Consider the following 24801-nt stretch of genomic DNA (forward strand, 5'->3'; position numbering starts at 1 on the left):
GATGTGTCGTCATTTCGGTTATCTCGGGCCGCCCGTGAGCTTGGCAGAACTGGTGCTGGACCCGCCGCACTCGCTCGCCGTGCAGAGCTATGCCCCCACTGACATGCGCGGTGGTGGCAAGGTCAACGTCGACGGCTTCGGAGTCGGCTGGTTCAGCGCCGAGGCCGAGGCGCCGCCCGGCGCCCGGCGTTACCGGCGAGCGGTGCCGATCTGGCAGGACGCGGCGTTCGCCGAGCTGGCGCGGGGCACGGTGGCCGTCGGCGCGCTGGCCGCCGTCCGCAACGCCACTGCCGGCATGCCGGTCGCCGAGGCCGCCTGCGCCCCGTTCACCGACGGGCAGTGGCTGTTCAGCCTCAACGGCCGGATCGCCGGCTGGCCTGACACCGCGGTCTGGCTTGCCGACAGCGTGCCCCGCCGCGAGCTGCTGGGCATCCAGGTGCTGACTGACGCCTCGCTGCTGTGGGCGCTGCTCCGCCAGCGGCTGGCAGCCTCCCATGATCCGGCTGCGGCGCTGGCCGGCCTGATCACCGAGGTGCTGGCGGCGGCGCCGGGCTCCAGGCTGACCACCCTGCTCACCGACGGCCGGCAGATCCTCGGCACCACGGTGACCCATTCGCTGTGCTGGCGCCGCTCGTCAGCGGGCGTGCTGGTCGCCAGCGAACCGTTCGATGACGACCCGGGATGGCAGCCGATCCCCGACGGCCAGCTGGTCGTGGCCGACCGGAGCGGGGTGCGATACCGCCCGCTCAAGTCCGATCGTGACGACACAAGCAGTGACGACACAAGCAGTGACGACACAGAGAGTGAGAGCCATGTCCATCAGCGTCGATGACAGCTTTCTCGATTCGGCTGGCGCCACCGACGAGCTGGCCTCCGATGCCCGAACCGGGCTCACCAGCATCCCCAAGTCGTTGCCGCCGCGGTGGTTCTACGACGCCCGCGGCAGCGAGCTGTTCGAGCAGATCACCGAGCTGCCGGAGTACTACCCGACCCGGACCGAGGCGCAGATCCTGCACGCCCACGCCCGCGACATCGCGGCGGCCGCACCGGTCGAGACCGTGATCGAGCTGGGCTCGGGGTCATCGATCAAGACCCAGCTGCTGCTGGACGCCTGGCAGCAGGGCGGCACGCTGCGTCGGATCATCACGGTGGACGTCTCGGCGAGTGCGCTGGCCGAGGCCGCGGTCGGCCTGGCAGATCGCTATCCGGCGGCCGACGTGCTGCCCATCAGGGCGGATTTCACCCGGCATCTGGACGGGTTGGCCAAGTCCGGGCGCACCGCCATCGTCTTTCTCGGCTCCACCATCGGCAACCTCGACCCAGCCGAGCGGGCCGCCTTCTTCAGTGGTGTTCGAGCGGCACTCGAGCCCGGTGACGTGCTGCTGCTGGGCACCGATCTTGTCAAGCCCGCCGAGATCCTGGTGCCCGCCTATGACGACGCTGCCGGTGTCACGGCGGAATTCAACCTCAATGTGCTGCGGGTGCTCAACCGCGAACTCGACGGCGACCTGCCGATCGAGGCGTTCCATCACCGGGCGGTGTGGAATCCGGTGGCCGAGCGGATCGAGATGCGCTTGCGAGCCGCCCGCGAGATCCAGGCCCGGTTCCACGCGATCGGCTTGGACGTGCACTTCGATGCGGGGGAGGAGTTGCTCACCGAGATCTCCTCGAAGTTCCGCCGGAACGGCATTACCGCTGAGCTGGCCTCGGCAGGGCTTGACCTGACGCACTGGTGGACCGACCCGGCCGATCTTTTCGCCCTGAGCCTCTCGCAGTGACCATCGGCCCTGAGCGCACCCCACCGGCCCGGTAGCGGGCGGCATGGCACCGGCGGCCGATCGTCGCCCGCCCGCGATCGACGCCACTCAGCGCGCCGATTACCACCATGCCGCCCGGCCCTCCCCCGAGGCTGGTGACGCATCCCCGCCGCTATCGGGGACTGCTGCTGTATGACATCTTGTCATCCAACAGACATAAGATGCCTGGTGGACGTGGCGTTGTCAAGCTCATGACCCTAGCTGCCCAGGCCATCGACCACAGCCGCTAGACCACAGCCGCTAGGCCCGACCACAGCCGCTAGACCACAGCCGCTAGGCCCGACCACAGCCGTTAGACCACAGCCGCTAGGCCACCGACCACAGCAAGGTCTGGCGGGCCAGTGAACGGCGCAGCGCCGTGCGTTCGGAGCTGCTCATCCGGCTGAGGCGGATCGTCAGCGTTTCGCTGTCCACATCGAGCCATTGCGCGAGCGCCGCCCGATCGTCGGCGCCGCCCAGTGCCCGGATCGCGGCGGTGAGGCTGGCCAGCGGGATCAGGCGCCGGCTCACTTCGGCGTGCACCAGCCCCTCCTCACGCTGGAGCCAGGGACCGCAGTCGAGGATGCCCCGCTCGAGGTGGACCAGCTCATGGGTCAGGGTGCACCTGCGCTGGGCCGCCGAGGTGTCGGCGCGCAACGCGATCAGCCGGCCGTCGTCACGCACCTCACCCAGCAGATCACCGGTCATCTCTTCGATGACGACCCTGACGTGGGGCCAGTTCTGCCGGAGATCGGCCCACGGGTCGTAAGGGCAAGCCAGGCGGGCGGCGCTACTGGGACGAGGTGGGCTGCCGGGGTGCGAGGTCATGCGGGCAGTATTGAGTAGGCCTCTGACGATCCTGTGGGGTCGTGGGGCTCAGCGTTGAGGTGGCTCCACCGTGCCGCGCCGGGCTGCTCGCGGCGTTGCCTTCTTGGCGCGTGAGGTGTCGAGGTCGGTGACCCGCTTGCTGGCCGTGGTCGGCTGCAGCATCGCCCGGATGATCTCGTCCACCGCGCGTCGTTGCCGGCGGCTGAGCCGGCTGGACTCCGCCGGTGGCCGGTAGGGCTCGGTCACCTCGTTCGGCAGGGCGGCCGCGGCCCGGAGCTTGGTCATCGGCACCTTGAGGACCTTCGACAGGGCCAGCAGCGTGGATTCGTCCGGGCTGCCGTGGTTTCCCCTCAGGTACCTGGCCGCGGTGTCATGGTTGAGGCTGAAGCCGAGTTCGCGGGCGTTTCGAGCGATGGTGCGGGCGCTCAGGTTGGTGCTGTTCGAGGCCTGTAACAGTTCGGACAGGGCGGTCACCGGGCGGCTCCGAGCGTGATCGCCCTGCTCGGCCTACCGCCGCTGACATCCGTTAGCGCAGCCATGCTGTAGACAGTAGCTGTTCAGCTGCTCCTGGATGTGCGCGATCCAGCGATCCGCGGCGTCAGCCCGTGTCGCCGCGGCGCAGACGCCGGCAGGCCCGCCGAAGGGGCGTTACCGCAAGCGCGGTCAGCGCCCGGGCGGCTCGGCCGGACCACGCCTGGCGGCCTTGCCGCGCGTCGGCTGCTTGCCGCGACGAGTGGCGAGGTCGGTGATGGGCTGGCTGGCCGGCGGGGCCTGCAGCATCGCCCGGATGACCTCGTCGACCGCCCGGCGCTGCCGGCGGCTGAGCCGGTCGGCCTCGGCCGGCGGCTGGTAGGGCTCGGTGACGTCGGCGGGCAGCGAGGCAGCCCGGCGCAGCTTGGCGAGTGAGACCCCCAGCACGGCGGAGAAGGCCCGCAACGTCGACTCGTCCGGCTTGCCGTGCTCACCTCTCAGGTAGCGCGCGGCGGTGTCATGGTTCAGGGTGAATCCGAGCTCTCGCGCCGCCTGTGAGATGGCGCGGGCGCTGAGGCTCTTGGAGTTCTCGGCCTGCAGCAGTTCCGACAGCGCGCTCATCGCGGTCCGGCGGGGTGCGGGGGCGCGGCGCGGCCGGCGGGGGATCCGGTACCTGCAGACATGATGTAGACACTATCCGCTCGTGCTGACCGACGATCCAGTGGGCGACCGCCCAGCGGACCGGCGTCGGGGTGGTGGCGGGATGGGTGCGGGGGGCAGGGCCAGGTTCGACACCGGAAATCCGAGGGGGTGACGGTCAGGGCGCGGGTCGCGCCCGTGCGCGGTGGAGCTGGTTATTGATCAGCTACCAGTGACAGACCATTTGCCGTGATGTACCGTCGGTCCCACTTCAAAACCTACCGCTCGGAATTTTCTCAACATTTTCTCAACCGGAAGCAGGGGTAACGGTTGGAATGACCACGCACCCCCGCCACCGGGTCCGTCAGATCAGGGCCATTCGATGCTGTTCATTCTCGCCACCTCCCTTGGTTAGCGCCCCGTGCTGGCCGGCATGACCCTCTATCAGCTAGGTGTGTTCGCCCTCCTGGCCGGGCTCAGTGTCTCCTACTCACTGTCAGCTCGGCATGTTGAGCGGCTCCGGCGCGGGTTCACCGGGGGCAAGGCGCACAACCTGCTGGACGTGTGGACCATAGCGGGAGCGCTGCTGCTCCCGGTCCCGCTGGTCGTGCCGCTGGTCCTGGTCTGCTACGCCGCCGAATGGCCCTCCCGCAAGAGCGTCAGCGGTGGCCGGCCCATGCGTTATGTCATCACTGTTGCCATCGTGGCTGCCGCGGCCAGCACCGCCTCGGCCGTTCACCGGCAGGTCGGCGGGCCGCTGGGCATCCTGGCGGCCGTCCTGTCGTGGGTCGTGATCAACTCGGCGTTGATCGCGGCAGTGGTCTGGCTGTTCGACGATCGCCGGGTGATCCGGCAACTCCTGGGTCCCCGCAACCAGGTGGCGGACTCGATCACCAAGGTGACCGGAGTCGCCGTTGCCGTGCTGGCGAGCTGGCGTCCGGCCGCAACCCTCGTGGTGCTTCCGATCGTCCTTGCCGGGCACCGGCTGGCGCTGTGGGACTCGATCAGGACCACGGCGGCCTACGACTCGGACGCGGGCATGTGGGCCGAGCCGGGCTGGCGGGTGCAGGCCACCGAGAGCATCGCGACCGCGCCGGGCTTTGTGGCGCTGGTGCTGATCGATCCCGAGCGACCGCACAGCGAGGTGTCGATCGCCCGGTGCCTGACCGGGGTGCTGCGCCCCACCGATCCGGTGGGCCGGTACGGGACCCGCCAGGTCGCGGCGTTGATCCAGGTGGATATGGCGGCGGTCGGCGTCATCGTCGCCGAGCGGGTTCGCGCCAGGCTGGACCGGGCCGGCATCGTCTGCGTGGTCGGCGTCTCGATCAGCCTGGGTGAAGGTCTGGACGAGCTGCTGATCCGGGCGGGATCAGATCTGATGGCACGCCGGGAATCGGCGGGCATATCCGCCCGGTGGTGAACTCAGGCCCGCCTGGCGGTGACCGCGGGTGGGGGCGCGCCGATCGGCCTGATTCGCCGCCGGTAGTGGACGAACCGTCCGCCACCGATAGCCGAACTGCTGGAATCTTGGACTGTCCGCCCGTCACATAAGGGGGCAGCCGCAGACGACACGGCCATAGTGTCTGATAACTGACAGGACGTCAGACATTTCAGGTAGCTTGAGTCCCGAATCCGGCCGGTGCCGGATGCATTGTGTCGAACGGGGGATTCATGCAATTAAGAAGCCGGCGAGCACTCGCTGACTACATCGATCTGTTGGGGGTTTCGGAGCGGCAACTGGCGCGCAGCGCCGGCTTGAGCCATTCCACGGTGAACCATCTCGTGACCGGTCGGCGCAACAGTTGCTCACTGCGCACCGCCGTTGCCATCGAACGAGCATTGGACTGCCCGCCCGGCCTGCTCTTCTCGCCGGACACCGACGCAGACCGGTTGGCGATGTATCGGCTGTGGGCCGACTCCGAAGCCAAGGCGGGCGAGCGGGCCGGAGGGCACGGTGACCACTGATCGACAGCAACCACTGACGCGCGGCGTCGACCCCGTCACCGGCCGGTGACATCACAAGGCACTCAGCGACGTCACAAGGTACTCAGCAGCGGCATCACAAGGTAAGGCACAGCGAACCGGCGGGACCGACGGCCGGCCGCTCGCTCAGCTCAGCGATCAACTGGTACGAGCGAAGCCGGTCGGCCAACTCGTAGACCTGGTTGGTGAGCATCAACTCGTCGGCGCCGGTGCGTCCGAGCAGCTCGCTGAGCTGGCCGGCCACCGTCGCCGGCGAGCCGAGCGCCTGACCGATCCGGCGCTGCTCGACGAAAGCGCGCTCGGCCGGACTGAATTGATAGGCGGCGGCCTCCTCCGGGGTGGGTAGCCGGATCGGCGCACCGGCGCGCAGCCGCAGGAACGCCAGCCAGCCCGGCTTGGCCAGGTACTCGGCGTATTCATCGGTGTCGGCGCAGGTCGCGCTGACCGCGACCATGGCGTACGGCTCGTCCAGCCACTGCGAGGGCCGGAAGCTCTGGCGATAGACGGCCAGCGCCGGCTCGGTGCTGGCGGCCGAGAAGTGATGGGCGAATGAGAACGGCAGACCCAGCAGCCCGGCCAGCCGCGCGCTGAAGTCGCTGGAGCCCAGCAGCCACACCTGGGGCAGCCCGGCCGCGGTCGGCACGGCCTGCGGCCTGGTCGGGTCGCCGGCCAGCATGGCGATCAGCTCGGTCAGCTCGGCGGGGAAGTCCTCGGCCGACAGGCCCTGCATCGTGCGGCGCAGTGCCAGGGCGGTCCGCTGGTCGGTTCCCGGCGCCCGACCGATCCCGAGGTCGATCCGGCCGGGGTGCAGCGACTCCAGGGTGCCGAACTGCTCGGCCACCACCAGCGGCGCGTGATTGGGCAGCATCACGCCGCCGGAGCCGACCCGGATGGTGCGGGTCATCGCCGCCAGGTGGGCCAGCAGCACTGCCGGTGACGAGCTGGCGATCGCCGGCATGTTGTGGTGCTCCGCGACCCAGAAGCGCTGGTAGCCCCAGGCCTCGGCCCGGCGCGCCAGTTCGGTGGTGTTACGCAGGGCTTCGGAGGTGTCGGCGTTGCTGCTGACCGGCGCCAGATCCAGGATGGACAACGGAACATGCTTCACACTGGTTGCAACTCCGGGGCCCGCGGTGATCTTCCCGCCGGTTGAGCATCGCTCGCCCGTTTTGGTATCGGGCTGACTCGTGAGTAAACTCAACCGGTGGCGCATGCCGCCGGTTTCCATGCCCAGAAATCTTGGGTGTCTCGCTGTGGCCGCGAGTGGTGATCGGCCCTCATCGACAAGCGCCGGACGCAGTTCGTCGATGCGGTGATTTCCGTGCCTGCTGGCTGCGCCCGAACTGAACAGACGATACATAACGAAAAGCGGAGGACATGGCCAAAAAGGACGGGGCCATCGAGGTCGAGGGCAAAGTGGTCGAGCCACTGCCCAACGCGATGTTCCGGGTGGAGCTGAGCAACGGGCACAAGGTGCTCGCTCACATCAGCGGCAAGATGCGCCAGCACTACATTCGCATCCTGCCCGAAGACCGGGTCGTGGTGGAGCTATCGCCCTACGACCTCACCCGCGGGCGGATCGTCTACCGCTACAAGTAAGCCGACCGATGAAGATGGCCGCGCCGGGTGCGGCGGCCATCGCGTTCGAAACCAGGAGTACAGGCGTGAAGGTCAAGCCCAGCGTCAAACCGATCTGCGACAAGTGCAAGGTCATCCGTCGCCACGGTCGGGTCATGGTCATCTGCGAGAACCTGCGCCACAAGCAGCGCCAGGGCTGAGCGGTAGCACCCAAGCAGTACCGGCATCACCCAGCACCACCCCAGCACGCGCAATCCTCCCCGCTGAAACCGGTGTGAATCCGGCGCAGTGGGGCCACCCCCGGTCGGAGGCCGGGGCCGCTACATCGGAGCTGAACCCAGCCCCGAGTGGGCAGTAGCGGACGGATGCGCACAAGACCTCCGAAGGAACGAAGGAGAACGCCCCGAATGGCACGTCTTGCCGGCGTTGACCTGCCCCGCGAGAAGCGGATGGTCATCGCGCTCACCTACATCTACGGCGTCGGACCGACCCGCGCGAAGGAAACCCTCGAGGCCACCGGCATCAGCCCGGACCTTCGGGCCCGTGACCTGAGCGACGAGGACCTGGTCAAGCTGCGCAACCACCTCGAAGGCAATTACAAGGTCGAGGGTGACCTGCGCCGTGAGGTGGCCGCCGACATCCGCCGCAAGATCGAGATCGGCTGCTACCAGGGTCTGCGGCACCGCCGTGGCCTGCCGGTGCACGGCCAGCGCACCAAGACCAACGCGCGTACCCGCAAGGGCCCGAAGAAGACGATGGCCGGCAAGAAGAAGGCCAAGAAGTAACTCGTCGCCGGGTCCCCGGCCCACGCCGGGCGTCACGCAGTTCACACTTCGTTCCGAACAACCCTCAGGAGCTAAAGGCAGATGCCTCCCAAGACCCGCGCCGCAGGCGGCGTGAAGAAGGTCCGTCGCAAAGAGAAGAAGAACGTCGCGCACGGCCACGCTCACATCAAGAGCACGTTCAACAACACGATCGTGTCGATCACCGACCCCCAGGGCAACGTGATCAGCTGGGCCTCGGCCGGCCACGTGGGCTTCAAGGGCTCCCGCAAGTCGACTCCGTTCGCCGCCCAGATGGCCGCCGAGAACGCCGCCCGCAAGGCGCAGGAGCACGGCGTCAAAAAGGTCGACGTGTTCGTCAAGGGCCCGGGATCAGGCCGTGAGACCGCGATCCGCTCGCTGCAGGCCACCGGGCTCGAGGTCGGCACCATTTCTGACGTCACTCCTCAGCCGCACAACGGTTGCCGTCCGCCCAAGCGCCGCCGGGTCTGACGAGAATCACGTAAGGGAGAAGAACTGAAATGGCTCGTTACACCGGACCCGCGACCCGCATCTCGCGTCGCCTCAACGTCGACCTCGTCGGTGGTGACGCCGCCTTCGAGCGTCGCCCCTTCCCGCCCGGCCAGCACGGCCGCGCGCGCATCAAGCAGAGCGAGTACCTGCTCCAGCTGCAGGAGAAGCAGAAGGCCAAGTACTCCTACGGCGTGCTGGAGAAGCAGTTCCGCAACTACTACCAGGAAGCCACCCGCCGCAACGGCAAGACCGGTGACAACCTGCTGCAGATCCTCGAGTCCCGGCTGGACAACGTCGTGTACCGGGCCGGTTTCGCCCGGACCCGGCGCGCGGCCCGCCAGCTGGTGAATCACGGGCACTTCCTGGTCAACGGCCACAAGGTCGACATCCCCAGCTACCGGGTCTCACCGCTGGACATCATCGACGTCCGGCCGAAGTCGCTGGAGACCACCCCGTTCCTGATCGTCCGGGAGACCCTGGGCGAGCGGCCGACGCCGGCCTGGCTGCAGATCGTGCCGTCCAAGCTGCGGATCCTGGTCCACCAGCTGCCTGAGCGCTCGCAGATCGACATCCCGATCACCGAGCAGCTGATCGTCGAGCTCTACTCGAAGTAGCGATTCGGCCGGCAGGGCGTCTCAGTTCGGAACGAGACGCCCTGGCCGGCTCGTGCCCGGCAAGACCCGCGTGACCACAACTGAATACCTCACCCGAGCGTCATATAGCGGTCGCTCACGAGTGTGCGAAGGAGCACCACCTTGCTGATTTCACAGCGCCCGGCCCTGACTGAAGAGGTCATCGCCGACAACCGTTCCAAGTTCGTCATCGAGCCCCTCGAGCCCGGCTTCGGCTACACGCTGGGCAACTCGCTGCGGCGCACCCTGCTGTCCTCCATCCCGGGGGCGGCGGTGACCAGCATCCGGATCGACGGCGTGCTGCACGAGTTCACCACCGTCGAGGGTGTCAAGGAAGACGTCACCGACCTGATCCTGAACCTCAAGGAACTGGTCGTCTCCTCCGACTCCGACGAGCCGGTCGTGATGTACCTGCGCAAGCAGGGCCCCGGCGAGGTCACCGCGGCCGACATCGCGCCGCCGGCCGGTGTCGAGGTGCACAACCCCGACCTGAAGATCGCCACGATCAACAAGAAGGGCCGGCTCGAGATCGAGCTGGTCGTCGAGCGGGGCCGCGGCTACGTCACCTCGGTGCAGAACAAGCAGCCCGGCCAGGAGATCGGCCGGATCCCGGTCGACTCGATCTACTCCCCGGTGCTGAAGGTGACCTACGCCGTCGAGGCGACCCGGGTCGAGCAGCGCACCGACTTCGACCGGTTGGTCGTCGACGTCGAGACCAAGTCCTCGATCAGCCCGCGCGACGCGGTCGCCAGCGCCGGCCACACCCTGGTCGAGCTGTTCGGCCTGATGCGCGAGCTGAACGAAGAGGCCGAGGGCATCGACGTCGGCCCGTCGCCGACCGAAGTCGCCGACATCGCGGCGTTCTCGATGCCGATCGAGGAGCTCGACCTCACCGTCCGGTCCTACAACTGCCTCAAGCGCGAGGGCATCCACACCGTGGGAGAACTGGTCGGGCGCAGCGAAGCCGATCTGCTCGACATCCGTAACTTCGGCTCGAAGTCCATCGACGAGGTCAAGGTCAAGCTGCACGGCCTGGGCCTGGCGCTGAAGGACAGCCCGCCCGGATTCGACCTGAACGCGGTGGTCGACTCCTACGGCGGCGAGGAGTTCGGCGACGACACCGACTACGCCGAGACCGAAGAGCTCTAACTCACGTTGAACGTCATCGGGTCCGCCGTCCGCGGCGGCCCGGTGCCCGAGAAACCTTTCCTCTAGGAGCAAGTCATGCCCACGCCTACCAAGGGACCCCGCCTCGGCGGTGGTCCGGCACACGAGCGGCTGCTGCTCGCGAACCTCGCGACCGCACTGTTCGAGCACGACCGGATCACCACCACCGAGGCGAAGGCCAAGCGGCTGCGCCCGCTGGCCGAGAAGCTGATCACGTTCGCCAAGCACGGTGAGCTGCACGACCGGCGCCAGGTTCTCAAGGTCATCCGCAACAAGGACGTGGTGCACAAGCTGTTCGCCGAGATCGGCCCGAAGTTCTCCGAGCGGCCCGGCGGCTACACCCGGATCATCAAGGTGAACCCGCGCAAGGGCGACAACGCCCCGATGGCGGTCATCGAACTGGTCGAGGAGCTCAGCGCGGCGGCCAGGGTCGTCCGCGAGGCAGAGCGCTCCCGTGGCACCAAGGTCGCGCCGTCCAAGGCTCCGACCGGCCGTACCGCCGAGATCGCCGAGGATGCTGCGGCCGAGTCGCCGACCGCCGCCAGGGTGGCCGGTGACGCCGCTGCCGCCAAGCAGGACTCCGAGGACGCCGCCGCCGAGACCGTCGTCGATGAGAGCGGTGCGGTCGACGCCGAGGCGCCGGCCCAGGATGGTGCCACTGACGCGGTCGAGTCCGGCACGGCCGATGACGCTGTCGCGGATGCGTCACTCACCGGTGACGCGGCAACCGAGGAAGCAGTGGCCGATGACGCCGCCGCGACCGAGGCTGCCGAAGAAGAGGGCAAGGGCAAGTAGGGCGACTGTCTATCTGGTGCAGTCAAGATCATGAGTGAGCCGACCGAGCCCGCTTCCCCCGCTGGGGGAGGCGGGCTCGTCCGGTTGCGACTGGAGCTGGGCTACGACGGGACCGACTTCGCCGGTTGGGCCATCCAGCCGGGGCTGCGGACGGTCCAGGCGGTCCTGGAAGGTGCGCTGAGCACGCTGTTCCGGGTGCCCCGGGTGCCGGTGGTGGTTGCCGGGCGCACCGATGCCGGCGTGCACGCCAGCGGTCAGGTCTGCCACTGTGACGTCGAGGCGGCCCGCTGGGAGCAGGAGCGGGACCGGATCGTCCGGCGGCTGGCCGGGCTGCTGCCGCCGGATGTCCGGGTGCATGCGGTGGCGGTTGCGCCGGAACACTTCGACGCCCGGTTCGGCGCGCTCTGGCGCCGCTATCGCTACCGGATCTGCGACGCCGACTACGGCGTGCCGGCGTTGCGCCGGGTGGACACCGCCGGCTGGAAACGGGCTCTGGACGCGGCCGCCATGCACCTCGCGGGCCAGCGGCTGCTGGGGCTCCACGACTACGCCGCCTTCTGCCGGCGTCGTGAGGGCGCCAGCACTGTGCGCCACCTGCGGCAGCTGACGGTGACGCGCACCGGTGAGCTGGTCGAGATCGAGGTGCAGGCCGACGCCTTCTGCCATTCGATGGTCCGCTCGGTGGTCGGCGCGCTGGCCGCGGTCGGCGACGGTAGCAAGGACGCGGACTGGCCGCAGCGGCTACTGACCCTGGGCCGGCGCAGCGACGAGGTCACGGTGGCCCCGGCGAAAGGGCTCACCCTGCTGGCGGTGGGTTACCCACCTAACGCCCAGCTGGAGGCTCGTGCGCAGGAGGCCCGGGCCAAACGAGATGCACCCTTGATCAATAAATAGCTGGCTTGCAACATATTGTGTTTAAGCCCGTTTCGAGTACCGTCTGCTAGTAGACACTTCGTCTAGTGCAGGGGCTCGGTGGTCGCATGATCCCGATGTTGAAGCCGCTCGGTTGGGAACCGGTCGAGGCAGGCGTGCGGGTAGTGCTGGACCCGAGGGAATCGATCGAGCTGGCTGACGAGGACGGCTCGATCGCTGCTCTGCTGACACTGTTGGCCGAGGGCCGGCACGATCTCGAAGGTCTCTTCCACACCCTGAGCCCGGCCTTTCCGGCAGTGTCGCGGGAGGATGTGCGGGACGCGATCGAGGCTCTGGACGAACTGCGCCTGCTCGAGGACAGTGACCAGACCGCCGACCTGACCGAGGACGAGCGGTTACGCCATTTCAGCAACCTGGCCTTTCTCCGGACGTTCTCCACCCTGGAGGCGAGCGCTGAGACGATGGTCCGGCGGGTCCGCGACTCGCACGTCCTGGTCCTCGGTGTCGGTGGCCTAGGTTCCAACGTCCTGCAGAACCTCTGCGGCCTAGGCGTCGGCCGGCTGACGCTGGTGGATCGCGACGACGTCGAGCAGCGCAACTTCGCGCGCCAGTTCGTCTACCGCGCGCAGGACATCGGCCGGTCGAAGGTGGAGCGGGCCGCGGACTGGGTACGGGAGTTCGATCCGCGGATCGAGGTGCAGACCATCCGCGCCGATTTCGCCGGCCCAGCCGATGTCGCCGAGGTGCTCGCCTCGACGCGGCCGGATGCCGTGTCTGCAGGGGTGGACGATCCAATCGGGATCGATGAGTGGGTCAATGCCGCCTGCGTCCGGGCAGGTGTCCCCTACGTACGGGGCGGCATGACGGTCACCGAGGGTGTGATCTGGTCGGTGCACCCGGGTCACAGCGCATGCCTCGCGTGCCCGCCGGACTCGGACGACAGCTCCGGTCGGGTGGTCAACTCTGCCTTGCACCAACAGGGCGTGGCCCGGATTAATCGAGGCGCCGGACCGGTCGCGACCCTGCTCGGCTCGCTCGTCTCATTCGAAATCCTGCGATTCCTCACCGGGTTCACCGCTCCGCGCTACGCCGGCGCAATGGCGGTCCTCGACCTGGCCGGCGACTGCGGCCTCACCATCAATGCTCGTTCACGCCAGCCGGACTGCCTGGTATGCGGCTCGGATCTACAGGCGCCGGAACCCGAAGCGGTCACGGCTGTAGCTGCCGGCGGATAGGCCGACGAGAACAAGCGCTGGTGCTGGTTTAGACCCATAGAAGGAGGTGATTTCACATGAAGCTCCAGGTACGGAAGGTCGAGCAGACCCGCTTGACATGGTGTAACCCCTACACAGGGAATGCAGCAGCTGATCGCCAGCACGGCCACGAGCGGGGAGATCGCACTGCGGTCTCACTGCTTGAACCTTGACCAGTCGGTCACTCGTCCGCTCCGCGCTATGCACGTGTGCCATGTGGACAGCTAAATCGCAAGCAAGGTCGGACCTCGAAATCCAGTCCAGTGCGTTACTCGTCCGCTCCGCGCTATGCGGGCGTGATGTGCGGTGGTCGCCCCTAGCTGTCGGCGGATAAGTCGACCTGGTGGTCGAGCGCTGGTACCGACCCCATAGAAAGGAGGTGATTCCACATGAAGATCCAGGTACGGAAGGTAGAGCAGACCCGCCTGACGATTGGTTGTGACCCGGATTTTGGCTGCTTCCCCAGTGACAGCTGATCGCCGTAACGCCTCGGGGCGGTGAGACCGCACTGCGGTCTCACCGCTCGAATTTCCCGAGCCAAGGATGGATATGACGACCTCTCAACGGCAAGCATCTGCCGTGCAGGCGGCTGCCGCCCGGCTTTCTCTCGTCGCCGAGGGCGATGACGTCATGGTTGGCAACCCCGCCACCGCCACCTTCGTCGCCGTCCCAGCGGTAGGCGGGGTAGTGCTGTCGGCACTCGCGGCTGGGCGCTCGATCCCCGAGGCAGCCGCCGCCGCCTTCGAGCACAGCCAGGTCGAGGTGGACGTCGAGGATTTCCTCGCCACCCTTGAGGAAACCGGCATCCTGGTGTACGAGCAGGGTGTCGCGCTCCCAGGTGAAGTCCGTTGGGTCAGCGGTGTGCCGTCGTGGCTGGCACGTCCCCTGTTCGGCAAGGTGGCGTGGTCTTGCTATGCCCTTGCCTTCGTCTTCGTGGTGGTGGCGTTGGCGGCTGAGCCGGCGCTGCGGCCGTCGTTCGAGGATTACCTGTTCCTGCCGGATCCCATTCTGTCGATCCTCTGCGTGTACGCCATGTCGGTGGTCATCGTCATCACGCACGAGAGTTGGCACTGGTTGGCGGGACGGGCGATTGACGTGCCGGCGCGGTTTCGGTTCAGCTACCGGGGCGCCTTCCTCGTGGCAGAGACTGACCTGTCACTGCTGCTGACCCGACCGCGCCGTCAGCGGTACGGTCCGATGCTGGCGGGGCCGGCGTTCGATACCAGCCTGCTCGCGCTGGCACTCGGCCTGCGCTGGGCCTATTTCGACCTGGGCCTACCGCTGCCCGACGTTCTGGCGCGGCTGCTCGGCGTGCTGATCCTGATGATCGTCGGCAACTTGGTGCTGCAGTGTGCGGTTTTTCTGCGCACCGATCTGTACGCGGTGCTGGCCTGCGCGCTGCGTTGCGACAACCTGTACCGGACCAGCTGGCTGACCATGAAGAAACGGTTGCTTCCGATGACTGCCGGTGAGTCGGCAGAACTGGAATCGGCCGGCCGGCGCGATCGCTCGGTCGCCCGGTGGTTCAGCGTCCTCTACCTGGTAGGCATGTTAGGCGTGTTCTGGTTCATGCTGACCTACATCTTGCCGGCCGCCGCTGGAGGGTTCTCCTGGATGGTGCCCAACATCATGAGCCTGAACACCGGCAGCCTCGCCTTCTGGGAGTCGGTAGCGGTCGCGCTGCTGAGCGCGGCGAGCACCCTCGCGCCTCTCCCGCTGGCGCTTCGGGAGCGACGCCTGCGGCGTCTGGGCAGGCTGTCGTGAAGGCGGTCACGATCCGCCGCCTCGGCTGGTGGCTGGTCACCGTCGGGCTGTTGTGCGCCGCGGTCGCCGGCGCGGTGAAGCAGCAGTTGCCGCGGCTGACGGGGTCGGCGGTCGGCTCGGCGCCTGCGTCCGACCGAAGCGAGCCATGCTTGCCAGGCACCCCTATCGCCATTCTGAAGAGCCCGCACGTGTCGACAGCCGCGTTGCGGACAACCGACTACAACTCCGTTCCGCCGACCTCCGGACCGCACTTCGGCATCGCCCCATCTCCGGGGATCTATGACACCCCTCTGCAGCCAGGTGCCTTCGTGCACGCCGAGGAGCACGGTCACGTCGTCTTCGCCTACTCGCCCTCGCTGCCGGCCGCCCAGGTGTCGGCGCTCAAGGACATCGCCAAGGCTTACTCAGGCGACGTGCTGATGACTCCGTACCCGCCCCTCGCGGACGGACTCGCGCTGGCAGCGTGGGGGAGGCTGCAGCGCTTCGAGCAGGTCGACCGGCCGGGCATCGAGCGGTTCATCGATGCTCTGGCCGGCCGGTACGACCACCGCTGGACGGGCCCGCCACGTTGCTGAGCGCCCGCGGCGCTGAGTCCCCCGCGGTGCCCACGACGCTCGGCTAAGCCAGGAAGGCCAGGTTGTCCCGCCCGCACCAGTCCAGCACCGCTGGCCAGGGCCCGTAGCCGTCGGCGGCGGTGAGCGAGCCGGCGCCGGCGATCACGGTGGCCGCCATCTTCAACGGCGCGCCATAGACCGGCGCCACTCCGCCCGGGCAGTGCGGGTCGTTGTCGCCGCCGACCAGCACGGTGCCGTCGGCGGCCCGGCGCAGCGCGTCCACCGCCAGGGGCGCCGGCCGCAGAAAATCCCAGGCCGGCAGTGGCCGGTCCGGCGCCGGTGGAGCCACCAGGGCCACCCGGGACGGCCTGGGTGAACCGGACGCGGCGCTCGCGGTGTCAGCGGCCCTGGTGTCGGCAGCATGGTGCAGCCACAGCAGGCAGGCTGCCGAGTGCGCCAGGACGTCGAAGCCGTCGTCGGGAAGTCCGGCCATGCTCTGGCGCAGCGCCGCCAGGCAACCGGCCAGGTCCGCTGATTCCGGAGGCGGCCAGGCAGCCACTCGGACCACGCGGCCGGCGGCGCTCAGCTGACCGGCCAGCCAGTGCTGCCAGTCCTGCTCGGCAGCGCCGAACGGGTCCGGCAGCAGGACGGTTGGCACGGTTCGGGTCGGTCGGCGGGGCATCAGCGCAGCTTACGGCGCGCTCAGTGGACCAGGCCGACCAGCAACAGCGTCTGGGCCAGGTGGTAGGTGATCGCGACCGTGAGCGGAGCCCAGCCACGCCGCGCCACGAACCGGTCGCTGGCCAGCACCAGGTCCGAGATCGCGAAGGCGAGGATGCCGTAGGCCACCCACAGCGAGGTGGTGCCGATGCCGAGCACCACCGTCGAGCCGAGGGCGGCGATGTAGGCGGCGACCGCGATCGCGAGCGAGTTGCCGCCCTGGCGCTGCGCGCCGGTCAGCACCCGGTGGCCGAAGGCGAGCAGTGCCAGCAGCACCAGCACCAGGCCGAAGCCGAGGCTGAGCTGGTCGGTGCCGTAATTCAGCATGGCCGCGCAGTAGCAGAGGTGGCCGAGCAGGAAGCAGCCCAACCCGGCGGCGAACAGAGCGCTCGGCTGCTGCTCGGCGCGAGTCCGGCCGGCCGAGGCAGGTGGCCGAGCACGGTGAGCGCCACCGGCCGATGCGGTCGGGCTCGACCCGGCCGTGGCCGGCACGGCTGGAATCGACCCGGCTGGGATCGACCCGGCTGGGATCGACCCGGCTGAGACAGGGGAGGTCGTGGTCGGCGCGGCTGTTCCTGGTGCGAGCGGCTGCTGCCCGGTGCTCGCCGGTTCCAGTGCCGCGGCCGTGCCGACCGGCTGCCCGACGGCCTGGTCGGCCGACTGATCGGCCGGCTGCCCGACCGGGTGTCCGGGCGCGGCGAAGGACAGCGCGACATCGCCGATCAGCCCCAGGCACAGCGCCAGCACCAGCCAGCCGTGCACCCCGTCCTGCTGGGGTTGGGCGGTCACCGCCGCGGCCAGCAGGGCCAGCAGCACGGCGGGCTTGGCGCAGCGCTCCCACAGCCGGGACCCGGCAGCCACCGCTGCCCAATCCAGGACCGCCAGCCCGGCGGCGACGGCCACCCAGATCCATCCAGCCGCTGTCATGTGGCGACAGACTAGCCAGCTTCGGGTCAAGGCAGCGCGATGTGGGCACTCAACACAGCTCCCGGATCGGGCACTACAACACAGCTCCCGGATTCAGAATGCCGAGCGGGTCCAGAGCATCCTTGATCCGGTGCGTCAGCGCCATCACGTCCGGGCCCAACTGGTCGGGCAACTGCGCCTTCTTCAGCCGGCCGACGCCGTGCTCGCCGGTGATGGTGCCCTCCAGCGAGATGGCCAGTGCCATGATCTCGGTGAAGGCGGTGGCAGCCCGCGCGGTCGAGGCCGGATCGGCGGCGTCATAGACGATGATCGGGTGGGTGTTGCCGTCGCCGGCGTGCGCGACGGTGGGAATCTCGGTGTCGTTGCGCCGGGCGATCTCGGCGATGCCGGCCAACAGCTCAGGCAGCCGGGGCACGGCGACCCCGACGTCCTCGAGCATCAGCGAGCCGCGCCGCTCGATCGCCGGGAAGGCCGCCCGCCGGGCCATCGCGAAGGCCTCGCCCTCTGCCGGATCAGCCGTGCTGAACACCTCGTCGGCGCCGCAGCCGGCGCACGCCTCGGCGATGACCGCGATCTCGGCCGCGGCCCCGGCGCCGGCGTCGGACTGGGCCACCAGCAGCGCGCCGGCCGTCCGGTCCAGCCCCATCGACAGGTAGTCCTCGACGGCGTTGATCGAGGCCTGGTCCATCAGCTCGAGCATCGCGGGCCTTGCCAGCCGGCTGATCCGCACCACCGCCTCGGCGGCTGCCGGCACGCTGGCGAACAGGGCCACCAGGGTGCTCGGCGGCTGCTGGGCGGGCACCAGCCGCAGGATCGCCCGGGTGATCACCCCGAGGGTCCCCTCGCTGCCGACGAACAGCTTGATCAGCGACAACCCGGCCACGTCCTTGAGCCGGGCGCCGCCCAACCTGATCGCGGCGCCGTCGGCCAGCACCACGTCAAGGCCCAGGACGTAGTCGGTGGTCACCCCGTACTTGACGCAGCACAGCCCACCGGCGTTGGTGGCGATGTTCCCGCCGATCGAGCAGATCTCGAACGAGGACGGATCCGGCGGGTACCACAGGCCGTGCTCGCGGGCGGCCGCCTTCACCTCCGCGTTCAGCGCTCCCGGTTCGACGATCGCCACCCGGTAGTCCGGGTCCACCCGGACCGCGCGCATCCGGTCCAGGCTGATCACGATGCCGCCGGCCACCGCCGACGAGCCGCCGGACAGCCCGCTGCCCGCGCCCCGGGGCACCACCGCGATCCGGTTCTCACTCGCCCACCGCATCGCGGTCTGCACCTCGGCGGTGGTCCGGGGGCGCACCACCGTCAGCGGCGTGCCGGCGCCGGGGTCCCGGGCCCAGTCATAGCGGTAGTTCTGGATCAGCACCGGGTCGGTGACCAGGGTGTCGGGAGGCAGTTCGGCCGCGAGCGTGTCGAGCAGGGTGGTCATGGTGGTTGATTGTGCCCAGCGATTTGCGATTGCGCGGTGATGCAGACTGCTTGCGTGGGCTATCTGGACGTGCAATCGATCCGCCATCAGCTTTCCGATGGCCGGATCCTGCTTTCTGATGTCAGCTTCCGGATCGGTGAGGGCGCCAAGGCTGCCCTGGTGGGGGCCAACGGAGCCGGCAAGACGACGCTGCTCCGGTTGATCGCCGGTGACCTGGCCCCGCAGAGCGGCGCGGTGGCACGCTCGGGCGGCATGGGAGTGATGCGGCAGTTCATCGGCTCGGTTCGCGACAGCACCACGGTGGAGGAGTTCCTGGTCGGCCTGGCCGCGCCGGCGGTCGGGCAGGCCTGGGCCGACCTCAACGCCGCGGAGCTGGCGATGATGACCGCCGACGACGAGAAGACCCAGCTGCGCTATGCCCATGCGCTGACCAACTGGGGCGACGCCGGCGGCTATGACGCGCAGGTGCTGTGGGACACCGTGACGGTGGCCGCGATCGGCATCCCGTTCGACAACTGCAAGTACCGCGAGATCTCCACCCTGTCCGGCGGCGAGCAGAAGCGGCTGGCGCTGGAGGCGCTGCTGCGCGGGCCGGCAGAGGTGCTGTTGCTCGACGAGCCGGACAACTACCTCGACGTGCCCGGCAAGCAGTGGCTGGAGGAGCGCCTGAACTCGACGTCCAAGACCGTGCTGTTCGTCAGCCACGACCGGGAGTTGCTGGCCAACACCGCCGACCGGGTGGTCACTATCGAAGGCGGCACCAGCTGGGTGCACGGCGGCGGCTGGGCGACCTACCACGAGGCGCGGCTGCATCGCCACGAGCGGATGGCCGAGCTTCGCCGGCGCTGGGAGGAGGAGCACGCGCGGCTCAAGGAGCTGGTGCGCACGCTGCAGCAGCAGGCCAAGTACTCCGAGGCGATGGCACAGAAGTACCGGGTGATGTGCGGGCGCCTGGAGCGCTTCGAAGCCGCCGGCCCACCCCCGGACAAGCCGGAGGAGCAGAACGTCACCATGCGGCTGCGGGGCGGCCGGACCGGCAAGCGCGCCGTGATCTGCGAGCAGCTGGAGCTGTCCGGGCTGATGAAGCCCTTCGACATCGAGGTCTTCTACGGCGAGCGGCTGGCGGTGCTGGGTTCCAACGGTGCCGGCAAGTCCCATTTCCTGCGGTTGCTCGGCGGCGAGCGGGTGCCGCATTCCGGTGACTGGCGACTCGGCGCGCGGGTCGCGCCGGGCCTGTTCGCCCAGACCCACACCCATCCCGAGTGGGCCGAGAGGACGCTGGTGGACCTGCTCTGGCACGGTGAGCCGGGCCGTCCCGGGGTGGACCGGGGCCGGGCGATGGCCGCGCTACGCCGTTACGAGCTCAACGGACAGGGCGATCAGACCTTCGGCACGCTCAGCGGCGGGCAGCAGGCCCGGTTCCAGATCCTGCTGCTGGAGCTGTCCGGCGCGACCCTGCTGCTGCTCGACGAGCCGACCGACAACCTTGACGTGCTCTCGGCCGAGGCTTTGGAGGACGCGTTGGAGACCTTCGAGGGAACGGTGGTCGCGGTGACCCACGACCGGTGGTTCGCCCGCCGCTTCGACCGGTTCCTGATCTTCGGCGCGGACGGGGTGGTGGCCGAGTCCACCGAGCCGATCTTCGACGCCGGACGGGTGATCCGACCGCGCTGAGGCACGACCGGACCGCCCGCCCTGCCTGGCCCGTGGGCGGTTGCCTCGATTTGGAGGCGTACCCCGCGGGCGGTATCGTGCTCCCTTGGCACGCGTTCGCCCTGCGGCGCGTGTGGACGGCCATGTTCCGGGGTCGGCCGCCGAGAATCCTCGGCGGGACCGCGGGAGCGACGCCCAGCCACTGGCTGAGAAGTCGTGAAGACCGACGAGAGAGAGTGCGCCTTGCCTACTTACACCCCCAAGCCCGGTGACGTGGTCCGGTCCTGGCACGTCATCGACGCCAGCGACATCGTCCTGGGCCGGCTGGCCAGTCAGACCGCCCGGCTGCTGCGTGGCAAGCACAAGCCGCAGTTCGCCCCCCACGTCGACACCGGTGACTTCGTCATCATCGTCAACGCCGAGAAGGTCGCGGTCGCGCCGCAGAAGCTCGGCGAGTTCCGCTACCGGCACTCGGGCTACCCGGGCGGGCTGTCCAAGCGGACCGTCGGCGAACTGCTCGAGACCAAGCCCGAGCGCCTGGTCGAACTCGCGGTCAAGGGCATGCTGCCCAAGAACACCCTCGGGCGCGCGCAGCTGAAGAAGCTCAAGGTCTACAGCGGACCGAGCCACCCGCACGCCGCGCAGACGCCGAAGGAATTCACGATCACGCAGGTCGCGCAGTAGCGCGGATCAGGCAAATAGGAGAATTCGCGTTGACTACCCCAGTTCCCGTCGTAGGCCGTCGCAAAGAGGCCGTCGTCCGGGTCCGGCTCGTTCCGGGCACCGGCGTCTTCAAGCTCAACGGTCGCACTATGGACGACTACTTCCCCAACAAGGTGCACCAGCAGCTCATCCGTGAGCCCCTGGTGACCCTGGAGAAGGACGGCCAGTACGACATCACCGCCTCCCTGGTCGGCGGCGGCATCACCGGCCAGGCCGGCGCGCTGCGGCTGGCCATCTCGCGGGCCCTGATCGGGCTGGAGCCCGATGACCGTCCGGCCCTGAAGAAGGCTGGCTTCCTGACCCGGGACGCCCGGATCAAGGAGCGCAAGAAGTACGGCTTGAAGAAGGCCCGCAAGGCTCCCCAGTACTCCAAGCGTTAACCAGCCACCGTTCGTGGCCCGGTATTTCGGCACGGACGGGGTTCGCGGTCGCGCGAACGCCGACCTGACACCCGAGCTGGCGCTGGCCGTGGCCAGCGCCGCCGCTCGGGTGCTGGCCAACCATGACGGCTCGCACCGGCCGGTGGCCGTGGTCGGTCGCGACCCCCGCGTCTCCAGCGAGATGCTCGAAGCGGCGGTGGTCGCCGGCCTGACCTCGGCCGGCGCCGACGTGCGGCTGGCCGGGGTGCTGCCCACCCCCGCGGTGGCCTACCTGACCCAGCTGTATGCCGCTGACCTCGGCGTGGTGCTCTCAGCCAGCCACAACCCGATGCCCGACAACGGCATCAAGCTGTTCGCCCGGGGCGGGCAGAAGCTGCCCGACGACATCGAGGCCGAGATCGAGGCCGAGATCGAGGCCGGCTGGCGCAGGCCGCGACCCACCGGGGCGGCGATCGGCCGGGTCACGGCGTCCCAGCACGGGGCGGCCCAGTACGTGGCGCACCTGCTGGCCGCGGCGCCGACCTCGCTGGCCGGCCTCAAGGTGGTCGTGGACTGCGCCAACGGGGCGGCGTCCTCGGTGGCCGGCGAGCTGTTCCGCCGGGCCGGCGCCGAGGCGATCGTGGTGGCCGGCGAGCCCGACGGGGAGAACATCAACGACGGCGTCGGCTCCACCCACATCGACTCGCTGTCAGAGATCGTGCTGCGGCACCAGGCCGACCTCGGCATCGCCCTCGACGGTGACGCAGACCGCTGCCTGGCTGTCGACGCTGCCGGCGCCGTGGTCGACGGCGATCAGATCCTGGCCATCTGCGCCCGCTCCTTGAAGGATCGATCGTTGCTGGCCCAGGACACCGTGGTGGCCACCGTGATGAGCAACCTCGGCTTCCACCACGCGATGCGCGAGGCCGGCATCAAGGTGCTGACCACCGCGGTGGGGGACCGCTACGTCCTGGAGAGCCTGCTCAGCAACGGCCTGAGCCTGGGCGGCGAGCAGTCCGGCCACGTGATCTTCACCGACGCCGCGACCACCGGTGACGGCCTGCTCACCGCGCTGCGGCTGATGTCGTGCATGGCATCAGCCGGTCAGCCGCTGGCCGAGCTGGCCGCGATCGTGCAGCGGCTGCCGCAGGTGATGATCAACGTCAAGGTCGCCGACCGCGAGACGGTCGCCGCCTCGCCCGACGTCCGGGCGGCGGTGACGGCGGCCGAGGCCGAACTCGGCGAGGCCGGCCGGATCCTGCTGCGGCCCTCGGGCACCGAGCAACTGGTCCGGGTGATGGTGGAGGCCGCCAGCCAGGAACGCGCCGAGCAGATCGCGCGCCGGGTGTCCGAGGTCGTCGGCGCCGTCTAGCTGTCCGTCACGCCGTCCCCGGCTGGCAGCGTGGCCCCCGGCGCCGGGACACCTGGCGGCAGTTGACCCGTGCGGCTTCACAATTCCCGTACGCTCTAGCGCATGTGCGGCATCGTTGGCTACGTCGGTCCCAGGTCTGCCCTCGAGGTGGTGATGCAGGGTCTGCGCCGACTGGAATACCGCGGCTACGACTCCGCGGGCGTGGCGGTGATCAGCGAATCGGGGGAGCTGCGGACGGCCAAGAAGGCCGGCCGGATCGAGAACCTGGACGCCGAGCTGGCCTCGGAGGCCAGCCGGTCCGATGACCCGAACGGCGCGATGGCCGGGCACACCGGGGTGGGCCACACCCGCTGGGCCACCCACGGCGCGCCCAATGACCGCAACGCCCACCCGCACTCCGACACCGCCCACCGGATCGCGGTGGTGCACAACGGGATCATCGAGAACTTCAGCGAGCTGCGCTCCGGGCTCGAGGCCGCCGGGGTGGAGCTGACCTCCGAGACCGACTCCGAGACCGCGGCGCACCTGGTCGCCGCTGAGCTGGCCGACGGCGCGCCGGGGCTGGCCGAGGCCGTCCGGCGGGTCTGCTGCCGGCTGGAAGGCGCCTTCACCCTGGTGGTGCTGGACCGCGACCATCCCGAGACGGTGGTCGGCGCCCGGCGCAACTCACCCCTGGTGCTCGGCCTGGGCGAGGGCGAGAACTTTCTCGGCTCCGACGTGGCGGCCTTCATCAGCTACACCAAGGAAGCCGTCGAGCTGGGCCAGGACCAGCTGGTAGAGATCTCCCGCGAGGGTTACCGGATCATCGGCTTCGACGGCGCTCCCGTCCAGGGCAAGCCGTTCACCATCGACTGGGACCTCGCCGCCGCCGAGAAGGGCGGCTTCGACTACTTCATGCTCAAGGAGATCCAGGAGCAGCCGACCGCCGTCGCCGACACCCTGCGCGCGCACTACCTGGACGGCCGGATCGCCCTGGACGAGCAGCGCCTGGACAGCTCGGTGCTGCGCGAGATCGACAAGGTCTTCGTTGTCGCCTGCGGCTCGGCCTACCACGCCGGCATGCTCGCCAAGCACGCCATCGAGCACTGGACCCGGATCCCGGTCGAGGTCGAGATGGCCTCGGAGTTCCGCTACCGGGACCCGGTGCTGGACCAGCAGACGCTGGTGGTGGCGATCAGCCAGTCCGGCGAGACCGCCGACACCCTGGAGGCGGTCCGGCACGCCAAGGAGCAGCGGGCCACCGTGCTGGCCATCTGCAACACCAACGGCGCGCAGATCCCGCGGGAGGCCGACGCGGTGCTCTACACCCACGCCGGTCCCGAGATCGGGGTGGCGGCCACCAAGACCTTCAGCGCCCAGGTGGTCGCGGTGCTGATCCTGGGGCTGGCGCTGGCCGAGGCCCGCGGCACCAAGTACGGCGACGAGATCGCGGCCGAGTACGAGTCCCTGCAGGCGATGCCGGCGCTGATCACCGAGACCCTGACGGTGATCGAACCGGTCCGGGTGCTGGCGCGCGAGATCGCCGACTCCAAGGCGGTGCTGTTCCTGGGCCGGCACGTCGGCTACCCGGTGGCCCTGGAAGGCGCGCTGAAGCTCAAGGAACTGGCCTACATGCACGCCGAGGGCTTTCCGGCCGGCGAGCTCAAGCACGGCCCGATCGCCCTGATCGAACCCGGCCTGCCGGTGGTGGTGGTGATGCCGTCCCCGGTCGGTCGGCCGCTGCTGCACCAGAAGATGCTGTCCAACATCGCCGAGATCTCCGCCCGCGGCGCCCGCACCATCGTGATCGCCGAACAGGGTGACCTGCTGGCCGCCAAGCACGCCGCGCACCTGATCGAGCTGCCGGTCGCGCCGACCCTGCTGTCACCGTTGCTGACGACCATCCCGCTGCAGGCCCTTGCGGCTGAAATTGCCCAATGCCGCGGATTTGACGTCGACAAGCCTCGTAATCTCGCTAAGTCGGTCACCGTGGAATAGGTTCTGAACT

Annotated in this window: 27 protein-coding genes; 20 read left to right on the plus strand and 7 right to left on the minus strand. The window is 69.1% G+C overall.

Annotated features, from left to right (window positions below; genetic code table 11):
• The first annotated feature begins 1 nt into the window (after position 1).
• Complete coding sequence (gene egtC / locus VF557_04855; GenBank protein HEX8079514.1) at positions 2–832, plus strand: ergothioneine biosynthesis protein EgtC; 831 nt, start codon at positions 2–4, stop codon at positions 830–832.
• Complete coding sequence (egtD, locus tag VF557_04860) at positions 813–1778, plus strand: L-histidine N(alpha)-methyltransferase (GenBank protein ID HEX8079515.1); 966 nt, start codon at positions 813–815, stop codon at positions 1776–1778. The genes egtC and egtD overlap by 20 nt, the downstream gene beginning before the upstream one ends.
• Positions 1779–2123: 345 nt before the next feature.
• Here the strand turns inward: egtD and VF557_04865 are convergent, their stop codons facing one another.
• From VF557_04865 to VF557_04875, 3 genes are all read right to left on the minus strand, one after another.
• Positions 2124–2504: a hypothetical protein gene (locus VF557_04865; GenBank protein HEX8079516.1), complete on the minus strand. Its 381-nt coding sequence runs from the start codon at positions 2502–2504 to the stop codon at positions 2124–2126.
• Between the two features lie 168 nt (positions 2505–2672).
• The gene (locus VF557_04870; protein ID HEX8079517.1) at positions 2673–3098 is read right to left on the minus strand and encodes a hypothetical protein; all 426 of its coding nucleotides are present in this window, start codon (positions 3096–3098) and stop codon (positions 2673–2675) included.
• Between the two features lie 189 nt (positions 3099–3287).
• Positions 3288–3716: a hypothetical protein gene (locus tag VF557_04875; protein ID HEX8079518.1), complete on the minus strand. Its 429-nt coding sequence runs from the start codon at positions 3714–3716 to the stop codon at positions 3288–3290.
• Positions 3717–4167: 451 nt separating this feature from the next.
• Between VF557_04875 and VF557_04880 the strand changes: the two genes are divergently transcribed.
• Together VF557_04880 and VF557_04885 are read left to right on the plus strand one after the other, a co-directional pair.
• On the plus strand, positions 4168–5154 hold the full coding sequence (locus VF557_04880; protein ID HEX8079519.1) for a hypothetical protein: 987 nt from the start codon (positions 4168–4170) through the stop codon (positions 5152–5154).
• A gap of 251 nt (positions 5155–5405) precedes the next feature.
• Positions 5406–5699, plus strand: coding sequence for a helix-turn-helix transcriptional regulator (locus tag VF557_04885; protein ID HEX8079520.1), 294 nt, complete (start codon positions 5406–5408; stop codon positions 5697–5699).
• A gap of 94 nt (positions 5700–5793) precedes the next feature.
• Here VF557_04885 and VF557_04890 read toward each other — a convergent pair whose 3' ends face one another.
• Positions 5794–6807: an LLM class flavin-dependent oxidoreductase gene (locus VF557_04890; GenBank protein HEX8079521.1), complete on the minus strand. Its 1014-nt coding sequence runs from the start codon at positions 6805–6807 to the stop codon at positions 5794–5796.
• A gap of 284 nt (positions 6808–7091) precedes the next feature.
• Between VF557_04890 and infA the strand changes: the two genes are divergently transcribed.
• The 11 genes from infA (at position 7092) to VF557_04945 (ending at position 15646) form a co-directional block, all read left to right on the plus strand.
• Positions 7092–7313 (plus strand): translation initiation factor IF-1, encoded by a 222-nt coding sequence (gene infA, locus VF557_04895; GenBank protein HEX8079522.1) that lies wholly within the window; start codon positions 7092–7094, stop codon positions 7311–7313.
• Positions 7314–7378: 65 nt separating this feature from the next.
• On the plus strand, positions 7379–7492 hold the full coding sequence (rpmJ, locus tag VF557_04900) for a 50S ribosomal protein L36 (protein ID HEX8079523.1): 114 nt from the start codon (positions 7379–7381) through the stop codon (positions 7490–7492).
• A 207-nt stretch (positions 7493–7699) separates the two neighbouring features.
• Positions 7700–8077 carry a 30S ribosomal protein S13 gene (gene rpsM, locus VF557_04905; GenBank protein ID HEX8079524.1) on the plus strand — a complete coding sequence of 126 codons (378 nt, stop codon included), beginning with the start codon at positions 7700–7702 and terminating at the stop codon, positions 8075–8077.
• Positions 8078–8158: 81 nt separating this feature from the next.
• Positions 8159–8566, plus strand: a complete 408-nt coding sequence (rpsK, locus tag VF557_04910) for a 30S ribosomal protein S11 (protein HEX8079525.1) — start codon at positions 8159–8161, stop codon at positions 8564–8566.
• A gap of 29 nt (positions 8567–8595) precedes the next feature.
• Complete coding sequence (gene rpsD, locus VF557_04915) at positions 8596–9201, plus strand: 30S ribosomal protein S4 (GenBank protein HEX8079526.1); 606 nt, start codon at positions 8596–8598, stop codon at positions 9199–9201.
• Between the two features lie 141 nt (positions 9202–9342).
• Positions 9343–10368, plus strand: coding sequence for a DNA-directed RNA polymerase subunit alpha (locus VF557_04920; GenBank protein HEX8079527.1), 1026 nt, complete (start codon positions 9343–9345; stop codon positions 10366–10368).
• A gap of 75 nt (positions 10369–10443) precedes the next feature.
• Positions 10444–11181, plus strand: a complete 738-nt coding sequence (gene rplQ / locus VF557_04925) for a 50S ribosomal protein L17 (protein HEX8079528.1) — start codon at positions 10444–10446, stop codon at positions 11179–11181.
• A 30-nt stretch (positions 11182–11211) separates the two neighbouring features.
• Positions 11212–12075 (plus strand): tRNA pseudouridine(38-40) synthase TruA, encoded by an 864-nt coding sequence (truA, locus tag VF557_04930; protein HEX8079529.1) that lies wholly within the window; start codon positions 11212–11214, stop codon positions 12073–12075.
• Positions 12076–12170: 95 nt separating this feature from the next.
• On the plus strand, positions 12171–13289 hold the full coding sequence (locus tag VF557_04935) for a ThiF family adenylyltransferase (GenBank protein HEX8079530.1): 1119 nt from the start codon (positions 12171–12173) through the stop codon (positions 13287–13289).
• Between the two features lie 567 nt (positions 13290–13856).
• Positions 13857–15071, plus strand: a complete 1215-nt coding sequence (locus tag VF557_04940; protein HEX8079531.1) for a hypothetical protein — start codon at positions 13857–13859, stop codon at positions 15069–15071.
• Positions 15068–15646: a DUF3105 domain-containing protein gene (locus tag VF557_04945; protein ID HEX8079532.1), complete on the plus strand. Its 579-nt coding sequence runs from the start codon at positions 15068–15070 to the stop codon at positions 15644–15646. The genes VF557_04940 and VF557_04945 overlap by 4 nt, the downstream gene beginning before the upstream one ends.
• 43 nt (positions 15647–15689) lie before the next feature.
• On the opposite strand, the gene VF557_04950 is transcribed toward VF557_04945, so the two are convergent.
• From VF557_04950 to VF557_04960, 3 genes are all read right to left on the minus strand, one after another.
• Complete coding sequence (locus tag VF557_04950) at positions 15690–16307, minus strand: alpha/beta hydrolase (protein ID HEX8079533.1); 618 nt, start codon at positions 16305–16307, stop codon at positions 15690–15692.
• 20 nt (positions 16308–16327) lie between these two features.
• Entirely contained in the window at positions 16328–17272 is a 945-nt protein-coding gene (locus VF557_04955) for a lysoplasmalogenase family protein (protein ID HEX8079534.1), read from the minus strand.
• Positions 17273–17345: 73 nt separating this feature from the next.
• A complete protein-coding gene (locus tag VF557_04960) occupies positions 17346–18707 on the minus strand; it encodes an FAD-linked oxidase C-terminal domain-containing protein (protein HEX8079535.1) in 1362 nt (453 codons plus the stop codon).
• A gap of 54 nt (positions 18708–18761) precedes the next feature.
• Between VF557_04960 and VF557_04965 the strand changes: the two genes are divergently transcribed.
• The 5 genes from VF557_04965 (at position 18762) to glmS (ending at position 24791) form a co-directional block, all read left to right on the plus strand.
• The gene (locus VF557_04965) at positions 18762–20381 is read left to right on the plus strand and encodes an ABC-F family ATP-binding cassette domain-containing protein (GenBank protein ID HEX8079536.1); all 1620 of its coding nucleotides are present in this window, start codon (positions 18762–18764) and stop codon (positions 20379–20381) included.
• A 222-nt stretch (positions 20382–20603) separates the two neighbouring features.
• Complete coding sequence (gene rplM, locus VF557_04970; protein ID HEX8079537.1) at positions 20604–21044, plus strand: 50S ribosomal protein L13; 441 nt, start codon at positions 20604–20606, stop codon at positions 21042–21044.
• A gap of 29 nt (positions 21045–21073) precedes the next feature.
• Complete coding sequence (rpsI, locus tag VF557_04975; protein HEX8079538.1) at positions 21074–21463, plus strand: 30S ribosomal protein S9; 390 nt, start codon at positions 21074–21076, stop codon at positions 21461–21463.
• Between the two features lie 13 nt (positions 21464–21476).
• On the plus strand, positions 21477–22814 hold the full coding sequence (glmM, locus tag VF557_04980; protein ID HEX8079539.1) for a phosphoglucosamine mutase: 1338 nt from the start codon (positions 21477–21479) through the stop codon (positions 22812–22814).
• A 102-nt stretch (positions 22815–22916) separates the two neighbouring features.
• Positions 22917–24791: a glutamine--fructose-6-phosphate transaminase (isomerizing) gene (glmS, locus tag VF557_04985; GenBank protein HEX8079540.1), complete on the plus strand. Its 1875-nt coding sequence runs from the start codon at positions 22917–22919 to the stop codon at positions 24789–24791.
• The last annotated feature ends 10 nt before the right edge of the window (positions 24792–24801 follow it).

The organism is Jatrophihabitans sp. (genome assembly GCA_036389035.1).
In the GTDB taxonomy this organism is placed as follows: Bacteria; Actinomycetota; Actinomycetes; order Mycobacteriales; family Jatrophihabitantaceae; genus Jatrophihabitans_A.

Excerpts from the sequence above, each read along its gene's own strand:
- egtC (HEX8079514.1), top strand. The coding sequence starts at position 2 with ATGTGTCGTCATTTCGGTTATCTCGGGCCGCCCGTGAGCTTGGCAGAA.
- egtD (HEX8079515.1), top strand. The coding sequence starts at position 813 with ATGTCCATCAGCGTCGATGACAGCTTTCTCGATTCGGCTGGCGCCACC.
- VF557_04865 (HEX8079516.1), bottom strand. The coding sequence starts at position 2,504 with ATGACCGGTGATCTGCTGGGTGAGGTGCGTGACGACGGCCGGCTGATC.
- VF557_04875 (HEX8079518.1), bottom strand. The coding sequence starts at position 3,716 with ATGAGCGCGCTGTCGGAACTGCTGCAGGCCGAGAACTCCAAGAGCCTC.
- VF557_04880 (HEX8079519.1), top strand. The coding sequence starts at position 4,168 with ATGACCCTCTATCAGCTAGGTGTGTTCGCCCTCCTGGCCGGGCTCAGT.
- VF557_04885 (HEX8079520.1), top strand. The coding sequence starts at position 5,406 with ATGCAATTAAGAAGCCGGCGAGCACTCGCTGACTACATCGATCTGTTG.
- infA (HEX8079522.1), top strand. The coding sequence starts at position 7,092 with ATGGCCAAAAAGGACGGGGCCATCGAGGTCGAGGGCAAAGTGGTCGAG.
- rpsM (HEX8079524.1), top strand. The coding sequence starts at position 7,700 with ATGGCACGTCTTGCCGGCGTTGACCTGCCCCGCGAGAAGCGGATGGTC.
- rpsK (HEX8079525.1), top strand. The coding sequence starts at position 8,159 with ATGCCTCCCAAGACCCGCGCCGCAGGCGGCGTGAAGAAGGTCCGTCGC.
- rpsD (HEX8079526.1), top strand. The coding sequence starts at position 8,596 with ATGGCTCGTTACACCGGACCCGCGACCCGCATCTCGCGTCGCCTCAAC.
- rplQ (HEX8079528.1), top strand. The coding sequence starts at position 10,444 with ATGCCCACGCCTACCAAGGGACCCCGCCTCGGCGGTGGTCCGGCACAC.
- truA (HEX8079529.1), top strand. The coding sequence starts at position 11,212 with ATGAGTGAGCCGACCGAGCCCGCTTCCCCCGCTGGGGGAGGCGGGCTC.
- VF557_04935 (HEX8079530.1), top strand. The coding sequence starts at position 12,171 with ATGTTGAAGCCGCTCGGTTGGGAACCGGTCGAGGCAGGCGTGCGGGTA.
- VF557_04940 (HEX8079531.1), top strand. The coding sequence starts at position 13,857 with ATGACGACCTCTCAACGGCAAGCATCTGCCGTGCAGGCGGCTGCCGCC.
- VF557_04950 (HEX8079533.1), bottom strand. The coding sequence starts at position 16,307 with ATGCCCCGCCGACCGACCCGAACCGTGCCAACCGTCCTGCTGCCGGAC.
- VF557_04955 (HEX8079534.1), bottom strand. The coding sequence starts at position 17,272 with ATGACAGCGGCTGGATGGATCTGGGTGGCCGTCGCCGCCGGGCTGGCG.
- VF557_04960 (HEX8079535.1), bottom strand. The coding sequence starts at position 18,707 with ATGACCACCCTGCTCGACACGCTCGCGGCCGAACTGCCTCCCGACACC.
- glmS (HEX8079540.1), top strand. The coding sequence starts at position 22,917 with ATGTGCGGCATCGTTGGCTACGTCGGTCCCAGGTCTGCCCTCGAGGTG.